This is a genomic window from Streptosporangium sp. G12 (assembly GCF_052983175.1).
The window spans coordinates 132,224-153,904 of the sequence record NZ_JBRIQO010000008.1 but is presented as its reverse complement, the minus strand read 5'-3'; the positions used below and the strand labels follow the sequence as shown (position 1 = coordinate 153,904).

Here is a 21,681-nt window from a genome sequence, read left to right as displayed (position 1 = left end):
ACGGTGGGCGGTCAGAGCGTCAGGACCTCGGTCTCACCGTCCTCTTCCGGAGGACCGTCGTCCGCCGCGAGCACGGTCAGGGCGGTGAGGTGACGGCAGATCAACTCGACGATCTCCATCGCCGTGCCGCCGCCGAACAGGAAGTCCGGGGAGGCGTCCGCGGAGAAGTCCGCGAGGAGCCGGTTGCGTAGCTGGACCGTGGTGAGCGAGTCGAAACCGAGCTCGTTCAGCCGGTGGTGCCGGAACTGGGGGTGGAGTTCGGTGCGCTCCGCCGCGCTCAGGCCGAGCAGCTGGGCGACCCTGTCCAGCAGCTCGCCGAGCAGCACCTCGCGCGCCTCGTCCGGATCGCGCACGACGAGCTTGGCCAGGTCCTTGGCACGCCCGGGGCCGGCTGCCGGCTCGCTCCCCGGGACGTCCTCCGGCGTCACGTCCGTCAGCAGCGTGTACGGCTGCCCGCGGCGGGCCGCGGTCACGTGGCGGCGCCAGTCCATCAAGGCCAGGCCGACATGGGGAGGGGATGCGGCGGGCAGCGCGCCGAGCGCCGCCAGCGCCTGGTCGGGCGGGATCGCGCGGATGCCCATCGCGTCCGTCTTCTCGATCGCACCACCACGCGCCGCCATGCCGACCTGCGCCCACGCACCCCAGTTGACGCCGAGTACGGGCCTGCCGTGGTGGCGGCGGTGAACGGCGAACCCGTCCAGGAACGCGTTGGCGGCGAGATATCCCGACTCGCCGGGCAGCCCGATGAGCGAGGCGAACGCCGAGTACAGGACGAAGAAGTCAAGGTCGGAGTCGGCGGTGCGACGGTGCAGCTCCCATGTGCCGCGCACCTTCGGGCCCAGTGCGCCGGCGAACGTGTCCCAGCCGGTGTCCGGCAGAATCGCGCCGGTCGTCACGCCAGCCGCGTGCACGATGCCGCGCAGCGGTGGCAGCCCTCGCCGCGCGAACGCGAGCAGCCTTTCGACGTCCGCCGCCTTCGCGACGTCGGCGCGACACCCCTCGACCCGTACGCCGCGGCGACGCAGCGCGGTGACGGCGGGCGGCTCGGTTTCCGGGACGGTGCGGCCGGCCAGCAGCAGGGTGCGGGCCCCCCGGTCCGCGAGCCACGTCGCGGTCGCCAGGCCGAGACCGCCCCAGCCCCCGGTGATCAGGTAGGTGGCGTCCGGTCGCACCGCGACAGGAGAGATCCCGCCGGCGGGCGGCTCGTGCTCCCGCAGCCGTGCCTCGTACCACCGGCCGTCACGCAGCGCCAGGTGGCCCGCGCCGGGCAGGCCGGCGGCCTGACCGAGCACCGTTCGCACCGGCGGTGGCCCCGACTTGGGGTCCAGGTCGGCCTGCACGCACTTGAGGTCGGGATACTCGCAGACGACGGCCTTGGTCAGGCCGGTCAGCACGGTCTGTCCCAGGGCGGGGACGTCCCGCCCTGGGCGGGGAGCCGTGGCGCCGGTCGAGCACACGACGATCTCGCGGCGGCCGGCGGCGCTCGCGGCCAGGAAACCCTTGAGCAGGGCGAGCGCGCGGCGGGACGTCCGGTAGGCGTCGTCGACGACGGAGTCGTCGTCGGATCCGGGCGCCGTCGCCGCGTCCGAGTGGAGGACCAGGCCGGAGACGCGGGCACCGTTCCCGGCCAGTCCATCGAGCACCCGTCCGACGTCGTCCTCGGAATCCGGGTCGACGAACCGCACCGGGCCGGTCGCGTCGCCGCCGGGGCTCAGGGCGACGGCGGTCGCGCCGAGTTCCGTCAGCTGCGCCCGCCAGTCCTCGGCGAGCGCCGGATCCGCGGCGTACACGAGCCAGGTGCCGGTCCGGCGGGGATCGCCGCTCTGCCCGGCGACCTGCCAGGTCAGCTCGTAACGCTTCGGACGTACGCCGATCGCCGCGGGCAGCGCGTTGCGCGCGATCTCGCGATAGCGCACTCCGTCGAGGGTTGCCAGCGTCTCCCCGTCATCCGACAGCACCCGGGCGTCGATGACGGCCTCACCCGGGCCGACGCCGTCCCGGCGGTACGCGTGGCACCACACCCGGTTCGGCAGGCGATCGTAGACGGTGACGCGGTCGAGTCCGTAGGGCACCCACAGCGCCTCGCCGCGGGCGGTGAAGGCGCCGAGGATCTGCAGGCACGCGTCCAGCACCACCGGGTGCAGCGTGTACACCCCGTCGTCCCGCACGGCCTCCGCGACCTCGACGAGGCTGAGCCCCTCGGTGCCGTCGGACCACATGCGGCGGACTCCGCGGAACGCCGGCCCGCAGTCGAGCCCCGCCCGGGCGAACCGCTCGTACATCGGCCCTGTGTCCCGTTCCAGCAGCCGGTCCCGCGGCTCGGCCGGGTCGATGCGGGCCGGACGCGGGGTGGCGGCCGGCCCCGCCGCGGCGACGGTCGCGTGCTCGACCCACTCTCCGGAGCCGTCGGCGGGTCTGCTGAAACACCGCACCCGCCGTGCGCCCCCGGTCTCCTCGACCCGAGCCTGCACGCTCACCGGCCGTCCTTCGGGAACGGGAAGGAACCGGTTGAACGAGATGCCGGCCAGGGTCCACTGCCCGGTGAGGGGGCCGGCCGCGGCTCGCGTCGCCGCCAGCGCCCACTCGACCATCGCACAGCCGGGCAGAACCGGGGTCCCGGCCATCTGATGCCCCGGCAGGAACCAGGGGTCGTCCCGCGTGAGCGTGCCGGCGAACCAGCGTTCTTTCGCCCCGGCGACGTCGACCGGCGCACCCGCGAGCGGATGCCCGCCCGGCCGTCTGCCGGGCTCCCGGGTGGAGCCCGCGTCGAGCCAGTGCCGCCGGTGCTGGAATGGATAGGTGGGCAGGCAGACCCGCCGTGCGCCTGCCCCGAAGAGGAACTCGGGCCAGCGGACGGTCGTGCCGTGGACATGGATCTCGGCGAGCGCGCCGAGGAGGGTGCGCCGCTCGGGCCGGTTCCGGCGCAGCACGGGGGCCACGGTGCCGGACCCGGCCAGGCACGCGTCCACGAGCGACGTGAGGGCGGCGTCGGGGCCGAGTTCCAGATAGGTCGTGACGCCCGCGTCGCTCAGGTGACGGACGCCGTCCATGAACCGCACGGTGCGGCGCAGGTGGCCGGCCCAGTAGTCGGGCGAGCACATCTCCTCGGACGTGGCGGACCGGCCGGTGAGGTTGGAGACGACGGGTGTCCGAGGTGGCCTGAACGTCAGGGTGCGGGCCACCCGGCGGAAGTCGTCGAGGACGCCGTCCATGTGGAGGGAGTGGAACGCGTGGCTCACTCGCAGGCGCTTCTGCGTACGGCCTTCCGACTGCCAGAACGTGGCGATCTTCGAGACGACGTCATCCGCGCCGGAGATCACGGTCGAGGCCGGCGCGTTGACCGCGGCTATGTCGACCTGGCCCTCGTACGCACTCAGGCAGCCGTGTATCTCCTCCTCCGTCGCCTCGATCGCGATCATGGCGCCGGTCGCCGGCGCCGTCTGCATGAGCCGTGCCCGCGCGGCGACGAGCGTGCAGGCGTCCGGCAGGGACAGCACCCCGGCGGCGTGGGCCGCACTGAGTTCGCCGATCGAGTGGCCGATGAGATGGTCAGGAACGACGCCGAAGGAGAGCATCAGCCGATACAGGGCGATCTCCAGGGCGAACAGCGCGGGCTGTGCGTACTCGGTCCGGTCCAGGCGCCGCGCGTCGGGCGAGTCCGGTTCGGCGAACATCAGCGCGCGCAGCGGCCGGTCCAGGTGCGGGTCCAGCTCGGCGCACACCTCGTCCAGGGCGTCGGCGAACACCGGGTACGCCGCGTACAGTTCGCGGCCCGCGCCCGGCCGCTGGCGGCCCTGACCGCTGAACATGAACGCGACCTTCGCCGGCGGCCCCGTCGTGCCGCTGGTCAACTGCGGCGCCCGCGCATCGGCGGCGATCGCCCGCAGAGCGTCGCTGAACTCCTCGCGGTCGCCGGCGAGGATCACGGCGCGGTGTTCGAGGGCCGCGCGGGTCGTGGCGAGGGACAGGCCGATGTCGGCGAGCGTGTGGCCGGGCTCGGCGTCCAGGTGGGCGCGCATCCGCTCGGCGACGGCGACCAGGGCGGCGCCGTGCTTGGCCGACAGCGTCAGAGGCACCAGGCCGGGGACGTCCTGGTCCGGCGTTTGGTCCCGTGGCTGGTCTGGGGGTTCGGGTGGGGTGGGGGGTTCTTCGATGATGAGGTGGGCGTTGGTGCCGCTGATGCCGAAGGAGGAGATGGCGGCGCGTCGGGGGTGGTTGGTGGTGGGCCAGGGGGTGGGGTGGGTGAGGAGGTTGATGGTGCCGGTGGTCCAGTCGATGTGGGGGGTGGGGTGGGTGATGTGGAGGGTGGGGGGGAGGTGGTTGTGGTGGATGGCCATGATCATTTTGATGACGCCGGCGATGCCGGCGGCGGCTTGGGTGTGGCCGATGTTGGATTTGATGGAGCCGAGGTGGAGGGGGTTGTCGGGGGTGCGGTTGTGGCCGTAGGTGGTGAGGATGGCTTGGGCTTCGATGGGGTCGCCGAGGGTGGTGCCGGTGCCGTGGGCTTCGAGGGCGTCGATGTGGTCGGGGGTGAGGCGGGCGTTGGTGAGGGCTTGGTGGATGACGTTTTGCTGGGCGGGGCCGTTGGGTGCGGTGAGGCCGTTGCTGGCGCCGTCTTGGTTGATGGCGGAGCCGGGGATGGTGGCGAGGATGGGGTGGTTGTGTCGTTGGGCGTCGGTGAGGCGTTCGAGGAGGAGGGTGGCGGCGCCTTCGGACCAGCTGGTTCCGTCGGCGGTTGCGGAGAAGGGTTTGCTGCGTCCGTCGGTGGCGAGGCCGCGTTGGCGGCTGAATTCGACGAAGAGGCCGGGGGTGGGCATGATGGTGGCGCCGCCGGCTAGGGCGAGGTCGCATTCGTTGTTGCGGAGGGCTTGGCAGGCGAGGTGGAGGGCGACCAGGGATGATGAGCAGGCGGTGTCGATGGTGATGGCGGGGCCGGTCAGTCCGAGGGTGTAGGCGACCCGCCCCGACGCCACGCTCGTCGAGTTGCCGGTCAGCAGATACCCGAGCGCGGACTCCGGCCCCTCGTCGAACCGCATGCCGTAGTAGTCATGGGTCAGCCCGGTGTAGACGCCGGTGCGGGTGCCGTGGAGGGAGGTGGGGTCGATGCCGGCTCGTTCGACGGCTTCCCAGGCGGTCTCCAGCAGGAGGCGCTGCTGGGGGTCCATGGCGGTGGCCTCGCGGGGGGAGATGCCGAAGAAGGCGGCGTCGAATCCGGCGGCGTCGTGGAGGAATCCGCCCTGGCGGGTGTAGCTGGTGCCGGGGTGGTCGGGGTCGGGGTGGTAGAGGGCGTCGAGGTCCCAGCCGCGGTCGGTGGGGAAGTCGCCGATGACGTCCACTCCGTCGGCCACCACCTGCCACAGGCTCTCCGGCGAATCGATCCCGCCGGGGAACCGGCAGCCGATGCCCACGATCGCGATCGGCTCGTGCGCGCGTTCCTCGGCCTCCCGCAAGCGCTGTTCAGCCCGGTACAGATCCAGTGTCACCTGTTTGAGGTACTTGGCAAGTTTCTCTTCGTTCGTCATTTTCTGACCGCCTGATCGGCCGAGCCGTCTGTGAGGCTTCGACGGGTCCTGTTGTCGAGAAGGGCGAGTATCTCTTCGGGCGTCGCCGCCAAGATTGTTTCGGTGAGATCGTCCGGCGTCGCCGGTGTGTCGTCGTCCAGCCTCCGCAGGAGACCGCGCAGCCGCGCCGTCACGGTGGCCCTGGTGCCGTCGGTGTTCGGGGGAGCCGCGGACAGCACGGCCTCCAGCCGGTCGAGGTCGGCGAGGACCGACGGGGACCGTGAGGTCTCGCCGGGCGCGATCCGCTCGTGGAGGTACGCGGCGAGCGCCGTCGGCGTCGGATGGTCGAACACGAGCGTGGCCGGCAGGCGCAGCCCGGACGCGCTGCTCAGCCGGTTGCGCAGCTCCACCGCGGTCAAGGAGTCGAAGCCGGCCTCCTTGAGCGGGCGTCCCGGCTTGATCCCGTCCGCGCTGCCGCGGCCTAGCACGGTCGCGGCGTGACCGCGTACGAGGTCGAGCAGCATGCCGCCCCGTTCGGACGCGGGCAGCGCGGCGAGACGCCGCTTCAGCGACGCGCCGTCCGCCGCACCCGCCCGCACGCGCCGTACCGGCGCACGGACCAGCCCGCGCAGGATCGCCGGCACCGGAGCACTCCGCGCGGGGTCGCGAAGCGCGGCCGTGTCCAGCAGCACGGGCGCGAGCACCGGTTCGGTGCGGGTGAGAGCGGCGTCGAGCAGCCGCAGCGCGCGTTCGGTGGGCAGCGGCGCGATCCCGGCGCCGGCGAGGCGGGTCACGTCGCGTTCGGTGAGGTGGCGCGACATCGCGCTCTCCTGCGCCCAGTATCCCCACGCGAGGCTGACCGCGGGACGACCGGTGGCGCGCCGATGGGTGGCCAGCCCGTCGAGGAAGGCGTTGGCGGCGGCGTAGTTCGCCTGACCCGGCGTGCCGATCACCCCGGCGATCGACGAGAACAGGAGGAACGCGCGAAGATCGTAGTCCATGGTGAGCCGGTGCAGGTGCCACGCCGCGTCGGCCTTCGGCCGCAGCACGTGGTGCACCTGCTCGGCCGTCAGGCCCTCGACGACGCCGTCCTGAAGCACCCCGGCCGCGTGGACGACGGCGGTCAGCGGGTGCTCCCGGGGAACGGTCGCCAGCAGGGCCTCCAGCGCGGCGGGGTCGGAGGCGTCGCAGGCCCGGACGCTCACCTCCGCACCGAGCTCGACGAGTTCCGCGCGGAGCCGGCCGGTCCCTTCGGCGGCCGGACCGCGCCTGCTCGTCAGCAGCAGGTGGCGGACGCCGTAAGCGGTGACAAGGTGACGGGCGACCAGGCCGCCGAGCGTTCCCGTCCCACCGGTGATCAGCACCGTGCCGTTCGGGTCGAGGGCGCGATCCGGCCGTGCGGCCGGATCCGGGGCAGTGCGGACGAGACGTGGCGCGAGTATCCGGTCACCGCGGATGGCGAGCTGGGGCTCGTCGCCGGACAGCGCGGCCGGAATGGTCGTGTAAGAGGCGGGGCCGCCCGTGACGTCGATCAGGGTGATCTTGCCGGAATTCTCGTTCTGGGCGCTTCGGAGCAGGCCCCACAGGGCGGCGGCGGGAAGGTCGCGAACGTCTTCGAGCGGGTGCACGGCGACCGCACCCTGGGTGACCACCACCAGGCGTGACGCGCCGAGGCGGTCGTCGCCGAGCCACTCCTGAACGAGCCCGAGCATGGCGACGACCGCGTCATGCGCCCGTGCGGCGAGGTCCACGGGCTCACCGGTCGTCCCGGGCTCACTGTCATGCGCCTGTGCGGCGAGGTCCGCCGGCGCATCGGGCGTACCGGGGTCACCGGTCGTCCCGGTCGCGCCGTCCGGCCCGCCGGATCCCCGTTCCCGGGCGCCCGCGGGCGGCGGCGCGACGACCACGACCACCTCCGGCGGTTCGCCGCCGGGATCCGCGGCGAGCCCGGCGACGTCCGGGTAGCGTCGGACCCTCACCCCGGTGGCGGCCAACGCGGCCGCGAGGGAGGAGTCGCCGATCACTGCCCATGAACCACCCGGAGCCTGTCCCGAAACCGTCGTGGTGCCCCACTCCACCCGATAGAGGTCCCCCGCCGCGTGATCTGGCGACGCCGTGACCTGTCCCGTGGTGACCGGCCGCAGCCGTACGGACCGGGCGGTCGCCACGATCTCCCCCGCCGGATCGGCCAGGGTCAGCTCGACCTCCTCCGGTCCCTGCGGACGGAGCCGGGCCCGCAGCGCCGTGGCGCCGACGGCGTACAGGCGCACACCGGTCCAGGCGACGGGCTGCCGGACCTCGTCGGCGGCGACGGCGAGAGCCTGGAGCGCCGCGTCGAGCAGCACGGGGTGGACGCAGAACCCGGCGCTGCCGGAGTCCTCGTCCTCCGGCAGCGCCACGTCGGCGTAGACCTCCTCGCCGAGCCGCCAGAGCGCGCGCAGCGCCCGGAAGGCAGGACCGTACCCGTGGCCGCGGCGGGCGAGGTCCTCGTACGCGCCGGCGAGGTCGACCGGGGTCGCGCCGCGCGGTGGCCAGAGGCCGTCCAGCGTGGCCGCGGCGGATTCCTCGGCGGACGTCGCGGTGAGCGTTCCGAAGGCGTGACGTCTCCAGCCGGACCCCGTCATGTCGCCGGGACCGTCGCCGGGACCGGCATGGACGGTGACCGCGCGGCGCCCGGAGCCGCCATCGGGCCGGACCACCAGTTGCAGGCTCACTCCTCCGCCTTCCGGCAGAACCAGCGGTTCGCCGAGGGTGAGCTCCTCGATGTGAGGGAAACCGGCTCGTTCACCGGCGTGCAGCACGAGGTCGATCAGCACGGCGGCCGGGACGACAGCGGAGCCGTGCAGCGTGTGGCCGCCCAGCCACGGTCGGGCACCGGCGGACAGCCGCCCGGTGAACACCAGGTCGCCCTCGTCGGCCAGTCGCACCGCCGCGCCCAGCAGCGGATGATCGGTCGTCTGGAGTCCCGCGCCGGCCAGCTCACCGGCATGGAATCCTTTCTCCAGCCAGTACCGCTCGTGCTGGAACGGGTAGGTCGGCAGCGGCACCGGGCGCCCGCCTCCGCCGGTGAACACGGTCGCCCAGTCGACCGGCGCGCCGTGGACGTGCGCCTCGGTGAGCGAGGTGAGCATCCGCGCCGGCCCTCCCGCGTCCCGGCGGAGCGTGCTGATCACGGCCGCGTCCGCCCCCGCGTCGGTGATCGTCTCCTCCAGTGACATCGCCAGCATCGGATGCGGGCCGACCTCGATGAACAGGTCGTGCCCGTCGGCGAGCAGAGCACGGATGGCCCGTTCGAGCTCGACGGGATCGCGCACGTTGCGGCACCAGTAGGCGGCGTCGAGCGCGGCGGTGTCGAGGAGGCCTCCGGTGACGGTCGAGTAGAACGGGACGTCGCATCGCCGCGGGGACACCGGGGCGAGCACGTCGAGCAGGTGGTCGTGGAGGACGTCGACCTGAGACGAGTGCCCCGCGATGTCGACGCCCGGGATCAGGCGGGCCCGGACGCCCTCCGCCGTGAGCACCTCGACGAGCTCGGCCAGCGCGAGCGGCTCGCCGGCGACGGTCGCCGTGCCAGGGCTGTTGATCGCCGCGATCGACAGCCGGTCGCCCCAGCGCTCCAGGCGGGGGCGCAGCGCGTCCGCGCCGAGCGCGGCGGCCGCCATGCCGCCGCGGCTCGCGAGCGGCAGGCACGCCCGGCTGCGCAGCGCCACGATCCGCGCGGCGTCGCCGAGATCCAGTCCGCCGGCGACGCACGCGGCGGCGATCTCCCCCTGCGAGTGCCCGACCACGGCGGCCGGCCGGACACCGTGAGCACGCCAGACGGCGGCCAGCGACACCATCATCGTGAACAGCACCGGCTGCACGACGTCCACCCGATCCAGCGGAGGTGCTCCGGGCTGCCGGCGCAGCACGTCCAGCACCGACCAGTCCAGGTAGGCGCGTAGCGCCCCGTCGCAGGCGTGTGCGCTCTCCCGGAACGCCTCGGAGTGTTCGAGCAGCCCGTCGGCCATCTCCGGCCACTGGGCTCCCTGGCCGGGGAAGACGAGAACGACGCCGCCGTCACCCACCCTGCCGGTGACCGCGCCGGGCGCGGCCTCGCCGTCCGCGATCGCGGTCAGGCCCGCGATGAGGTCGTCGCGGTGCTCGCCGAGGGCGGCCGCGCGGTACGGGTGCTGGGCCCGGCCGGTCGCCAGGGCGCGCCCCACCGCGACCGGATCGAGGTGCTGGCCGGCCGCCGCGAAGTCGGCGATGCGGCGAGCGTGCGCGCGCATGGCGGCGGCCGTCCTGCCCGACACGAGCCAGGGGAGCGGACCGGAGGCCGGGGCCGGTGGCTGGTCTGGGGGTTCGGGTGGGGTGGGGGGTTCTTCGATGATGAGGTGGGCGTTGGTGCCGCTGATGCCGAAGGAGGAGATGGCGGCGCGTCGGGGGTGGTTGGTGGTGGGCCAGGGGGTGGGGTGGGTGAGGAGGTTGATGGTGCCGGTGGTCCAGTCGATGTGGGGGGTGGGGTGGGTGATGTGGAGGGTGGGGGGGAGGTGGTTGTGGTGGATGGCCATGATCATTTTGATGACGCCGGCGATGCCGGCGGCGGCTTGGGTGTGGCCGATGTTGGATTTGATGGAGCCGAGGTGGAGGGGGTTGTCGGGGGTGCGGTTGTGGCCGTAGGTGGTGAGGATGGCTTGGGCTTCGATGGGGTCGCCGAGGGTGGTGCCGGTGCCGTGGGCTTCGAGGGCGTCGATGTGGTCGGGGGTGAGGCGGGCGTTGGTGAGGGCTTGGTGGATGACGTTTTGCTGGGCGGGGCCGTTGGGTGCGGTGAGGCCGTTGCTGGCGCCGTCTTGGTTGATGGCGGAGCCGGGGATGGTGGCGAGGATGGGGTGGTTGTGTCGTTGGGCGTCGGTGAGGCGTTCGAGGAGGAGGGTGGCGGCGCCTTCGGACCAGCTGGTTCCGTCGGCGGTTGCGGAGAAGGGTTTGCTGCGTCCGTCGGTGGCGAGGCCGCGTTGGCGGCTGAATTCGACGAAGAGGCCGGGGGTGGGCATGATGGTGGCGCCGCCGGCTAGGGCGAGGTCGCATTCGTTGTTGCGGAGGGCTTGGCAGGCGAGGTGGAGGGCGACCAGGGATGATGAGCAGGCGGTGTCGATGGTGATGGCGGGGCCGGTCAGTCCGAGGGTGTAGGCGACCCGCCCCGACGCCACGCTCGTCGAGTTGCCGGTCAGCAGATACCCGAGCGCGGACTCCGGCCCCTCGTCGAACCGCATGCCGTAGTAGTCATGGGTCAGCCCGGTGTAGACGCCGGTGCGGGTGCCGTGGAGGGAGGTGGGGTCGATGCCGGCTCGTTCGACGGCTTCCCAGGCGGTCTCCAGCAGGAGGCGCTGCTGGGGGTCCATGGCGGTGGCCTCGCGGGGGGAGATGCCGAAGAAGGCGGCGTCGAATCCGGCGGCGTCGTGGAGGAATCCGCCCTGGCGGGTGTAGCTGGTGCCGGGGTGGTCGGGGTCGGGGTGGTAGAGGGCGTCGAGGTCCCAGCCGCGGTCGGTGGGGAAGTCGCCGATGACGTCCACTCCGTCGGCCACCACCTGCCACAGGCTCTCCGGCGAATCGATCCCGCCGGGGAACCGGCAGCCGATGCCCACGATCGCGATCGGCTCGTCGAACGCGGCGGAACGAGTGGTCCTTGCGGCGTCGTCACCGGAGCGGGTGACCAGGGCATGGAGGTGTTCGCACACCGCGGTGGGCGTCGGATGGTCGAAGACCAGGCCGGGGGACAGGGGCAGGCCCGTGGCGCCGGCCAGCCGCTCGCGAAACTCGACCGCCGTCAGCGAGTCGAAGCCCAGCTGCTTGAACGTCCGGCCGGCCTTGACCGCGTCCGCCGTCGTGTGACCGAGGACGCTCGCGGCGGTGGTGCGCACGATGTCGAGGAGCAGCCTCCGGCTGCCGTCCTCCCCGAGCCCGGCGAGTCGTCGTTCCAGCGGGAAACCGGAAACCGCGCCGCCGTCCGCACCGGGGGACTCGCCGCCGTCCCGCGCCGGGGTGCTCGCGGCGTCCTCCTCGGTCGCTTCCGGTCCGGACGCGACCGGAGCCGGCCCGTCGCCGGGTGTCTCCGGTGCCGCGAGCCAGTGCCTGCGCCGCTGGAAGGCGTAGGTCGGCAGGTCGATGCTTCGCGGGCCGCCTTCCGCGAGGAGGCCGCCCCACGCGACGTCGACGCCGCTGACGTACAGCTCGGCCATCGCCGTGAGAAGCGACTGGCAGGCGTCGCTGTCCTGGCGGAGCGAGCCGACGACGAGCGGCTGCTCCGCGTCCGGCAGCAGGGCCGCCCGGCGGACACCGACCGTCAGCTGTGGATGAGGGCTCATCTCGACGAAGACGTCGTACCCGAACGAAGCCAGGGCGGCGACGGTCGGCGAGAACCGCACCGGATGCCGCAGGTTGCGATACCAGTAGTCGGCGTCCAGGCAGGTCTCCGCCGGTCCGCCGCCGACCGTGGAGAAGAACGGGACCTGCGGTGAGCGAGGGGTGATGCCGGCGAGGGCGTCGAGCAGTTCCTCGCGTATCGCCTCGACGGCCGGGGAGTGCGAGGCGTAGTCCACCGGGACGCGGCGGGCGTGGACGCCTTCGGCCGCGCAGACGGCCAGCAGCTCGCGGACGGCGTCGGCGTTCCCCGACAGGATCGTCGTCTCCGAATCGTTGATCGCGGCGAGGCTCAGCGCGCCGCCCCACCGGGACGCCAGCGCCTCCGCGCGATCCTGCGTGAGCCGTGTCGAGACCATGCCGCCGCTGCCAGCGAGGCTCGCGAGCAATCGGCTGCGTACGGCGACCACACGCACCGCGTCGGGCAGGGACAGCGCGCCGGCGACGTAGGCGGCGGCGATCTCGCCCTGCGAATGCCCGGCGACCGCGTCGGGGTGGATGCCGAGAGATCGCCACACCCCGGCCAGCCCGGTCATCATGGCGAACAGCGCGGGCTGGACCACGTCGTCGCGGTCCAGCAGCGGTGCCGCCTCCGGATCCAGGAGGACGTCCTCGATCGAGTAGTCGAGATAGGGCGCGAACGCCTCGGCGCAGGCCTCGACATGGTCGCGGAAGACCCTGGACGAATGCGCCAGGCCGCGTCCCATGCCCGGCCACTGGGACCCCTGACCGGGGAAGACGAACACCGTTCCGCCGAGCTTGCGGGCCGTGCCGCGGACGACGCCCGGCGCCTCGTGCCCCTCGGCGAGCGCATCGAGACCGCTCAGGCAGGCGCCGAGGTCGTGGCCAAGGATCACGGCGCGGTGCTCGAACGACGTCCGGGTGGTGGCGAGCGACCAGGCGACGTCCTCCGGCCGCGCATCCGCACCCGCGGCGAGCCGGGATCGCAGCCGCGCGGCCTGCCCTCGCAGCGCGTCCTCACCGCGGCCCGAGACGACCCACGGGACGAGCGAGCCGCGGGCCAGGACGCCGCCGCCGGGCGCCGTGACGGGCGCGGCGCCGGCGGCGGGCGGAGCGGGCGGTTCTCCGATGACCACGTGGCAGTTGCTGCCGCCCACGCCGAACGAGCTGACACCGGCCAGCCGGAGCCCTTCGGCGCCGGGCCACGGAGCCGTCTCCCGCTGCACCCGCAGGCGCAGGGCGTCGAAGTCGATCCGAGGGTTGGGCGTCTCGAAATTGAGGCTTCGCGGGATCCGGCGATGCCTGATGCTCAGCGCGACCTTGAGCAGCCCCGCGATCCCGGCGGCGCCCTCCAGGTGGCCGATGTTCGTCTTGACCGAGCCCACCGCCAACGGCGGACCCGGCGGCCGCACCGCGCCGAGGGCTCCGCCGAGGGCGGCCGCCTCGATCGGGTCGCCGATTCTCGTGCCGGTTCCGTGCAGCTCCACGTACTGGATGTCGGCCGGGTCCACGCCCGCGCGCTCGCAGGCCCGCAGGATCACCGCTTCCTGCGCGCGGGCGCTCGGCACCGTCAACGTCTCCGTCGCGCCGTCGTTGTTGATCGCGCTGCCGCGGATGACGCAGTAGATCGGGTCGCCGTCGTCGAGCGCCCGTCCGAGTGGCTTGAGCACCACCGCGCCGCCGCCTTCGCCGCGGACGTACCCGTTGGCGCGCGCGTCGAAGGTGTGGCAGCGTCCGTCCGGGGACAGCCCGCCGAATCGGGCGACCCCGACGGTGCTCTCCGCGATGATGTTGAGATTGACGCCGGCCGCCAGCGCCAGCGTGGAATCGCCCTGGCGCAGGCTCTCGCAGGCCAGATGCACGGCGACGAGGGAGGACGACTGGCCGGTGTCGACGACCAGACTGGGGCCGCCCAGGCCCAGGGCGTAGGACACCCGGTTGGCGATGATCCCCCGATGCGTGCCGGTGAGGGAGTGCCGGGTGATCGCCTCGGCTCCGGAGCGCGCGAGCAGCTTGGCGTAGTCGTCGGCCATCGCGCCGACGAACACGCCCGTCCGGCTGCCGCGCAGGGTGGCCGGGACGATCCGCGCGTCCTCGAAGGACTCCCAGGCCAGCTCCAGCATGAGCCGCTGCTGAGGGTCGGTCGCCGCGGCCTCCCGCGGCGACATCGCGAAGAACTCGGCGTCGAAGCGGTCGATTCCGCCGACGAACCCGCCGGCCGGGGGACGTCCCTCTCCGGCGGCGGCCACACCTGGCTCCCAGCGGTCGGCGGGCACCTCGGTGATCGCGCTGTCCCCGGCGTCGAGTAGCCGCCAGAAGGCCTCGGGGCCGGATGCGCGCGGGAGCCGGCAGGCCATCCCGATGACCGCGATCGGTTCCTCCACGCCTTCCGCCGACCCTCGCCGGCTCACGCGCCCGCTCCCGGCGTTCGGACCGCACGGTGGAACGGTGCGTGTCCGGTTGCGTCGACAACGGGCGGCGCCACGACTTTCGCGAATCGGTAGATCATTCATACCTCCGAGTCGAGGCAGACGAGACGTTCCCAGCCCAAAAGACGAGTGTCAGGCGAGTGGCGAGTCATCGGATTCCCCGGAGGCTAATCCTGCGCATGACGCCGTGCGCATTCATCTCCGATATTGCGCTTCGCCGCGGCCCTTGACCTGGTGCCGGTTTTCGTCACCGTTGGGTCGTGGCGTCGACGCCGAAATTGCGGTCGGCGCGGTCACGGCCTGGTCGGGGGCACGCCGTGATCAACCGCTGGGCGGTGCGGGAAATCCGCGACCGGAGCCGTCGTAAATATTTCCTACTTATAAATCGGTTTTCCCGTCGAACCCCTGTCGGCTGCGCCGAAAGCGGACCGTCATCCGTACGAATGCATGAGCACGGCACGGCGGGGCGACCGGTGTGACGATGTGGCCCCATGCGGCGGGGAAGCCGCGACTCGGTCGTCCGGGTGGCTCGTGCGTCAGGATTGGAAGATGTCCGGCAGCGCGAAGGCCAGAGGGCGGCGATTGTTGTCCGCCAGACGCGCCTTGGTGGCGGCCACCAGGTGAAGTTCGACCTCGACCTCGGCTCCCGGCCCGATCCAGAGCGGGCCCACGCTGCCCATCACCACCGAATGGTCGCCCTCGCCGCCGCTGCGAGAGGTTCCCTCGACGAACCACGTTCCGACCGGAACGTTGTCGATGCGCCACGGAGCGGCGGCACCTTCCAGCCGGAAACAACGGATCGGACGGTCGTTGCCGAGCGATTCGGAAAACGCTCCGATGAAGATTTCTTCGTCGGGCATCTCATCCGACCGGCAAACCTTTCCGGTGATCGATCCGTACGCGTAAGGCGCGTCGTCCGCGGCCGGCGTGAATCCGGACACGATGCTCAGCAGGCCGAGGCGGCGATACCGGCCGGGCGACACGCCGACGGACTTGGTGAACCGTGTCGTGAAGGTTCCGAGGCTGTCGTATCCGACGTCCGCGGATATGGTGGCGACGCTCTCGTCCGTCGACAGCAGTTTCCTCTTCGCCTTCTCCAGGCGGACGGTCGCCAGGAACCGGGCGGGAGGAAGCCCCGTCTCCTGGCGGAAGAGCCGGGCCATATGGAACGGGCTCAACCGCGCCATGTCGGCCAGATCGCAGAGGGTCAGCTTCTCGCTGTAGCGCTCTCTGATTCCCTCAACTACGCGCTCTATCTCGGAACGCATCGAGTTCTCCATCCGAAACTGGTGGCGTTCGGCCGTCGAGCGCCCGCTTCCCATCCGACCGACACCATGGTCATGGAGAGGGGGCAAGAACGTATGCCCATACGATCAAAGCCAAGGTGTTCGAGTCAAGGCTTATGATTTCGCAGCCTGACCGGTTCAGGTAGGCCGGTCGGTTGTACCGGTGGCGCCCGTCCTATGACCGTAGCGGACTCGGAACGCCGAGCAATACGGGAGAAGACGGTGCGGGGTGGCCCGCTCAGACTCGGTGCATATCTGCCTCTATGGGCATCATGTGACGACGAAGGAGTGGGCGTGGGCAAGCTTGGCGGACATGCCGTCGTCGTCGGGGCCTCCGTGGGGGGACTCACGGCCGCCCAGGTGCTGTCGAGCAAGTTCGAGCAGGTGACCGTGGTCGACCGTGACTCGCTGCCCGCCACGGCGGAGGACCGGCGGGGTGTGCCGCAGAGTCCGCACGCGCATGCTTTGCTGATCCGCGGCCGCATGGCCTTGGAGCAGTTGTTCCCCGGCCTGTTCGACGAACTCGTCGGCGGCGGCGCCGTTCCCTTCGACCCCGGTGATGATTTGCTCTTCTTCCAGATGGGGGCACTCCGGGTTCGCTTCCCGAGCGGGATGCTCGGGACCAGTTGCACCCGCGCCTTTCTGGAGACGACGATCCGGCGCCGGGTGGCCGCGCTGCCCAACGTCGAGATCCGCGACCTGGTCTCCGTCGACGGCCTGACCGGTGTCGACGGCCACGTCACCGGCGTCGTCCTGTACGGGGGTGAAGTCCTCGCCGCCGACCTCGTCGTCGACGCGACCGGGCGCAGCGGTACGCGCAGCGACCCATGGCTGGACAAGCTCGGCTGCCCCGCCCCTGAGGTCACCACCGTCAAGATAGATGTGGGCTACACGACGCGGCTCTTCCACCGCAAGCCCGGCGACCTCCCCGATGGTGCGCTGCTCTATCTGTGCAGTGAGAGGCCTCCGCATGAGAAGCGGGCCGCGGCGGCGTTCGCTGTGGAGGGCGACCGCTGGGTGGTCACGCTCGGCGGCTGGCACCGTCACCACGCTCCCATCGACCCGGCCGGCTTCGCCGAGTTCGCCGGCACGCTGCCCTTCCCGCACCTCGCGGACCTGGTCGACACCGCGAAGCCCGTCAGCGACGGCGACGCCCGCAAGTTCCACTACCCGATGGCGCGCCGACGCTACTTCGAGAAGCTGCGCACGCTGCCTGCCGGGTATGTCGCGCTGGGCGACGCCATCTGCAGTTTCAACCCGCTCTACGGGCAGGGCATGACGGTCGCCGCGCTGGAGGCGATCGCGCTCGGGCGGTGCCTCGACAGGTACCGCACGGCGTCGGCGAAGATGGCCCGTGACTACTACCGGGCGGCGGGGAAGGCCATCGACGTTCCCTGGCAGATGTCGACGGGCAGCGACTTCATGTATCCCGAGACCGAGGGCCGGCGGCCGATCGGTACGGGGCTGGTCAACCGCTACGTCCGGCAGGTCATGCTCGCCAGCCACGTCTCCCCGGAGGTGCACAGGGTGATCCTCGGCGTCCAGCACCTCATGGCTCCACCGGCGGCGCTCTTCCGTCCCGCGACCGTCGTCCGCGCGCTGCGGGCGGCGCGCAGGTCGCCGGCGCGCTGAGGCCGCGATCCGCCCGAGCCGGAGCGACTCCCGGGGGAGGCGCTCCGGTGACGCGTGGCGGCGTACCGGCACAACGGCGGGCCGGTGCTACACAAAGCGCCCGGGCTTCACAGCGCGTAGGGACCGAAGCGGCCCCAGACCACGATCGCCGCCGCGACGAACAGGACGGCGTTGACCACGATCGATCCGGGCTCCTTGCGGCGGGCGTGGGTGATCGCGGCCAGCACCATGATCAGCGCCAGCCCGGCCGCCGCCAAGGGAGTGAGGATGGGAGCGATGCCGGTGGCGGCGGGCAGGACGACACCGAGCGCGCCGGCCAGTTCGGCGAGCCCGATGAAGCGGACCATGCCGGCGGAGAAGTCGGCTGCCCAGGGGAGCATGGGTTCGAGTTTCTTCTTGGGCAGGCTGGCGGTCAGTACGCCGGCCGCGCCGAATATCGCCGCCAGCACCGCCTGCAGAATCCACAAAGTCACGTTCATGGTCAGGTTTCCTTTAATTCGCGGGGGATGGGAACTAATTCGCGGGGATGGGAACGCCGGCAGCGACTCTGGCGCCCGCTCCACCGCGGTGAGAGCCCTGAATTTCTGCGCGTGGTTCGTCCGTCACCGGGTCGTGCGCCAGATCGACGGGAGTGCCGCGTATATCGGAATTGGGGATTTCCGCGCCGCTCCTGCCGCATTTGACTCAAACAGGTTTAACCGGGAAAATCAAGATGTGGGGCTGCCGACCGGCAGCCCCACACAATAACGCGCGATTCAGCTCGCGGTCGTTTCGAGTTCCGACTCGGACGCACGAACGATCGGTACGGTATCGGAGATTCCCTCCGCTCTGATCACCTTTCCATCGCGAAGTATCCAGAAGTGCACGAATCGCACCCGGAACTCCTTTCCGGTGGACTTGAAGCGCCCGCTCCAATAGCCGAGCGCCGTGACCCAGTCTCCCGACGGCAGCAGGTCCTCCACATCGAAGCGGGTCTCCTCGAGGTGGTCGACGGCGCTGCCGAAGTACGCGGCGGCCCCGTCGATTCCCCTGTAACTTCCCTTGGACCAGGGCAGCGACTGCGGGGCGATAATCTCGACTTCGGGGTCGAACGACCCGAGAACCGTGGGGATGTCCAGGTTGGTCAGGCCCTCGTAAAGCCGCTTCACGATATCAATCGACTGTTCCGACATCGTCCCTCTCTTTTCGTTGGTTGAATGGCGTGGTCGAGCCGGCATGCCACGTCTGGCAGGTCACGGCACCGGTGCGTTCGCGAGTTCTGCGTTGGTCCGGTTCCGGGCCGGTGAGCGCCGGGCCGCGCGTAGCGAGCGGGCTATCATGGCGGGCCGCATCACCGCGGAGGGCGAGGCCACCATCATCTGGACCTCCAGCATGACGCGGTGGACCGCGACCGAGGTGTGGCTGGCCAGCGTGACCTGGCGGGTGTACCAGTTCGTCAGCTTGGTGCCGCGTGCCCTGGGGCCGACCGTCTCCGGATAGATGAAGTCACCGGCCGTCGCGATCTGCCACGGCATGTCGATCAGCTTTCCGACTGTCCGGAAATACCTGCCGGTCAGCTCCTTCGACACGGCGCCGACACGGTCGAGGCACCGCCCGAGTTCGACCGCCTCGAGAATGGCGACGGTCATGCCCTGCCCGTACAGCGGGTTGAAGCTGCAGATCGCGTCGCCCAGCGCGACATAGCCGGCCGGGAAGTCGCGCAGCTGCTCGAAGTAGCGGCGACGCGAGGTGGGGAACGTGTATCTCGGCGCGTTCTCGTTGTCCATGGGCTCGCATCGGGCCAGCAGGTCGGCGATGTGCGGCGCGGGTAAGTTCGCGGCGAATCGGGCGAACCCCTCGGGGTCGACCGGCGCGTAGGCACGGTGCCAGCCGCCCAGCGTGACCACCCAGCGGTCGCCTTCGACGGCGAAGGCGGCGGCGGCCCGTTTGTCGTCGGGCGAGATCGAGGCCATCAGGTAGAGCAGCCCGCCCGTGTCCGTGATGCCTTCATCGGGCTTGCGGCGCAGCAGACGAGTGGTGTAGCCGACGTCGATCTTCATCGTGTCGACTCGGGGGGCGGAGAACCCCAGCTTCTCCAGCCACCGGTCCGCACGGTCGCTGCTGCGTCCCGCCGCGTCGACGACCAGGTCGGCCGCGAGTACTTCACCGCTGTCCAGCTCGACACCGGTCACCCCGCCCGGACCGCCGACCAGGCCGGTCGCCGCCGTCCGGTCGCGGACTTCGGTGTTGGGCAGAGCGCACACCCGGCGCCGCAGCGAGAACTCGAGGAAGGCCCGGGTCAGGCTGACCCCGAGCATTCCACTGGCATACGGAATGCGGAAGGCACCCATCTGGTGGAAGAGGAGATCGTTCCCGGGATCCCAAGGTATCGCGCCCTTCGCGGTCAATTCGGCGGTGAGGCCGGGAAACAGCTCTTCCAGTGCCATGCGCCCGCTGATGAGCAGGGCGTGTGCGTGGCTGGCCTGCGGAGCGCCACGCCGGGTCTGCGCGTCGGAGGGCAGTTCGTCCCGGTCGAGAACGGTCACCCTCTCGAACCTGCTGGAGAGCACACGAGCCGCGGTGAGACCGCTTATGGAGCCTCCGATGACGACTGCATGCCTGCCGATCACTCTCACACGCCCCCTCGGGAATTCACGGTCCGCTTGTTCAGACGATTCAGGTTTTTCTGCTCATCAGTCTGCGACGCCGAATCGGCGATATCGCCTCCGTAATTGCTTTGTCCCGGAGGTGGTCGCGTCATTGGGCGCCGCCCGTATGAGAGATGATCGGCAAGAATGGGCTACGCCATCAGTTGCGCCATCATGTCAAGGGTGCGCAGGGTGTCCGCCTTCGGGACGGTCTGCAAGCCGAAGAGCACGCGGTCGGCCCCTGCTTCGGCGATTCTCTTGACCACGCCGGCGTCCGGAGGCACCTGGAACATCGTCACCGGGATGTGCCCGCGGCCGTGCTCTTCCGCACGCCTCCTGAAGCCGGCGAGCAGGTCGGCGAGATTCGCGTCGCCGCCGTCCATGGACGGCAGCCAAATGAGTCCCCACTCGTCGCCGTAGTCGAGGACCCGGTCGACGACCGCCGGGTGGTTGCCGCTCACGATGATCGGCGGATGAGGCTCCTGCACGGGCTTCGGCCAGGAGAACACCGGGTCGAAGGCGACGAAGTCACCGTGGAACTCCGCCTTCTCCTGGGTCCACAGCGCCTTCATGGCGAGTACCCGTTCCCGCATCACCGCCATTCGCGTCCGCGGATCGGTGCCGTGGTTGCGCGCCTCCTCGCGGTTCCATCCCGCGCCCACGCCGCTGATCACCCGGCCGTCCGAGACGCGGTCCAGCGTGGCGATCGCCTTGGCCAGCACGATGGGGTCTCGCTGGGTGACCTGCACGACTCCGGTGCCCAGCAGGAGGCGCTCGGTCACCATCGCCGCCGCGGTGAGCGCCACCAGCGGGTCGAACGTGCGGTAGAAGACGTCGTCCAGTTCTCCGCCACCCGGCCACGGCGTTTCCCGCTTCACCGGGATATGAGTGTGCTCGCCGACGAATAACGACTCGAACTCGCGTTCCTCCAATGCGCAGCCGAGTTCGGCAGGTGCAATTCCCTCGTCGGTCACCATGGTAGACACGCCGAATCTCAAGAGACCTCCTAATATCAGAGCGTCGTCCGAGGATGGCACGGCGAAGGTGCCGATGACTTCTCGCATCTTGCGAAATTCGCGAGGACGGGCGGGCTCCGCCCCGAACCCGGACGGCATAGGACCGGCGTACGGTCAGGAGTCGCGCCGGCCACCGTCGGGATTGCCGCTCACCTCATCTTGACCGATGTGCAGCAATTTCGGCGAAGACTCGCGTCCGGCTGTCCTGCACGCTGTCAATATGTCCCCACCACACCATTGTCCCTGCTCCCCGGATGCATGGAGAAGCGATGCATGTGAGCCCGCGGCAAGAGCAAATCCTGTCTCTGATCGCCGAAGGGTGCTGTGACAAGGAGATCGCCCGCCAGCTCGGCATGTCGGCACGGACCGTCGATTCCCACCTACAGCGCCTGTACGTACGGTACGGAGTGCACACCAGGGCCGCAGTGATCGCGAAATGGCTGCAGGAGGGCGGGGCGCCCGTCAAGCCGGGGCGATGAAGGATGACTGAGACGCGCGGCTACGTGAAGGACAAGGACGCGTACCTGCGAAGGCTGCGTCGCATCGAGGGTCAGGTACGCGGCCTGCAGCGGATGGTCGCGGACGAGACGTACTGCATCGACATCCTCACCCAGGTCGCCGCGGCGACCCGGGCGCTTCAAGCGGTCGCGCTCGGACTGCTCCAGGACCACATCACGCGCTGCGTCGCCGACGCGGTCGGCGGCTATGCCGCCGCGGAAGGCGACCACGGCGATGCGGAGGCCAGCCGGGCCAAGGACCTGCTCGTCAAAGACGCCGTCCAGGCCATCACCCGGCTGGTCCGCTCGTGATCGGGTGGGGAGGGTTCGTCA

The 21,681-nt window shown here is 71.0% G+C and carries 10 protein-coding genes; 3 read left to right on the top strand and 7 right to left on the bottom strand.

The window, feature by feature from the left end; all coding sequences use genetic code 11:
• Nucleotides 1–11 precede the first annotated feature (11 nt).
• The 3 genes from ACVCAG_RS14545 to ACVCAG_RS14535 all read right to left on the bottom strand — a co-directional run bounded on the left by ACVCAG_RS14545 (nucleotide 12) and on the right by ACVCAG_RS14535 (nucleotide 15,558).
• Complete coding sequence (locus ACVCAG_RS14545; protein ID WP_447189937.1) at nucleotides 12–5,522, bottom strand: SDR family NAD(P)-dependent oxidoreductase; 5,511 nt, start codon at nucleotides 5,520–5,522, stop codon at nucleotides 12–14.
• Nucleotides 5,519–14,272: a type I polyketide synthase gene (locus ACVCAG_RS14540; RefSeq protein WP_447189936.1), complete on the bottom strand. Its 8,754-nt coding sequence runs from the start codon at nucleotides 14,270–14,272 to the stop codon at nucleotides 5,519–5,521. The genes ACVCAG_RS14545 and ACVCAG_RS14540 overlap by 4 nt, the downstream gene beginning before the upstream one ends.
• Nucleotides 14,273–14,826: 554 nt before the next feature.
• Entirely contained in the window at nucleotides 14,827–15,558 is a 732-nt protein-coding gene (locus tag ACVCAG_RS14535; RefSeq protein WP_440083609.1) for a helix-turn-helix domain-containing protein, read from the bottom strand.
• Nucleotides 15,559–15,870: 312 nt separating this feature from the next.
• Here ACVCAG_RS14535 and ACVCAG_RS14530 point away from each other — a divergent pair, with 312 nt between their 5' ends.
• Nucleotides 15,871–17,208, top strand: a complete 1,338-nt coding sequence (locus tag ACVCAG_RS14530) for an FAD-dependent oxidoreductase (protein ID WP_440083608.1) — start codon at nucleotides 15,871–15,873, stop codon at nucleotides 17,206–17,208.
• A gap of 107 nt (nucleotides 17,209–17,315) precedes the next feature.
• On the opposite strand, the gene ACVCAG_RS14525 is transcribed toward ACVCAG_RS14530, so the two are convergent.
• The 4 genes from ACVCAG_RS14525 to ACVCAG_RS14510 form a co-directional block, all read right to left on the bottom strand.
• The gene (locus ACVCAG_RS14525) at nucleotides 17,316–17,687 is read right to left on the bottom strand and encodes a DoxX family protein (RefSeq protein ID WP_440083607.1); all 372 of its coding nucleotides are present in this window, start codon (nucleotides 17,685–17,687) and stop codon (nucleotides 17,316–17,318) included.
• Between the two features lie 276 nt (nucleotides 17,688–17,963).
• The gene (locus ACVCAG_RS14520; RefSeq protein WP_440083606.1) at nucleotides 17,964–18,380 is read right to left on the bottom strand and encodes a nuclear transport factor 2 family protein; all 417 of its coding nucleotides are present in this window, start codon (nucleotides 18,378–18,380) and stop codon (nucleotides 17,964–17,966) included.
• 60 nt (nucleotides 18,381–18,440) lie between these two features.
• Entirely contained in the window at nucleotides 18,441–19,733 is a 1,293-nt protein-coding gene (locus ACVCAG_RS14515) for an NAD(P)/FAD-dependent oxidoreductase (RefSeq protein ID WP_440083605.1), read from the bottom strand.
• A gap of 254 nt (nucleotides 19,734–19,987) precedes the next feature.
• Nucleotides 19,988–20,812, bottom strand: a complete 825-nt coding sequence (locus ACVCAG_RS14510) for a TIGR03619 family F420-dependent LLM class oxidoreductase (protein WP_440083728.1) — start codon at nucleotides 20,810–20,812, stop codon at nucleotides 19,988–19,990.
• A 314-nt stretch (nucleotides 20,813–21,126) separates the two neighbouring features.
• On the opposite strand from ACVCAG_RS14510, the gene ACVCAG_RS14505 reads away from it, so the two are divergent.
• Both ACVCAG_RS14505 and ACVCAG_RS14500 read left to right on the top strand, forming a co-directional pair.
• Nucleotides 21,127–21,330, top strand: coding sequence for a LuxR C-terminal-related transcriptional regulator (locus tag ACVCAG_RS14505; RefSeq protein ID WP_440083604.1), 204 nt, complete (start codon nucleotides 21,127–21,129; stop codon nucleotides 21,328–21,330).
• A gap of 3 nt (nucleotides 21,331–21,333) precedes the next feature.
• Nucleotides 21,334–21,660, top strand: a complete 327-nt coding sequence (locus ACVCAG_RS14500; protein WP_440083603.1) for a metal-sensitive transcriptional regulator — start codon at nucleotides 21,334–21,336, stop codon at nucleotides 21,658–21,660.
• Nucleotides 21,661–21,681: the final 21 nt, after the last annotated feature.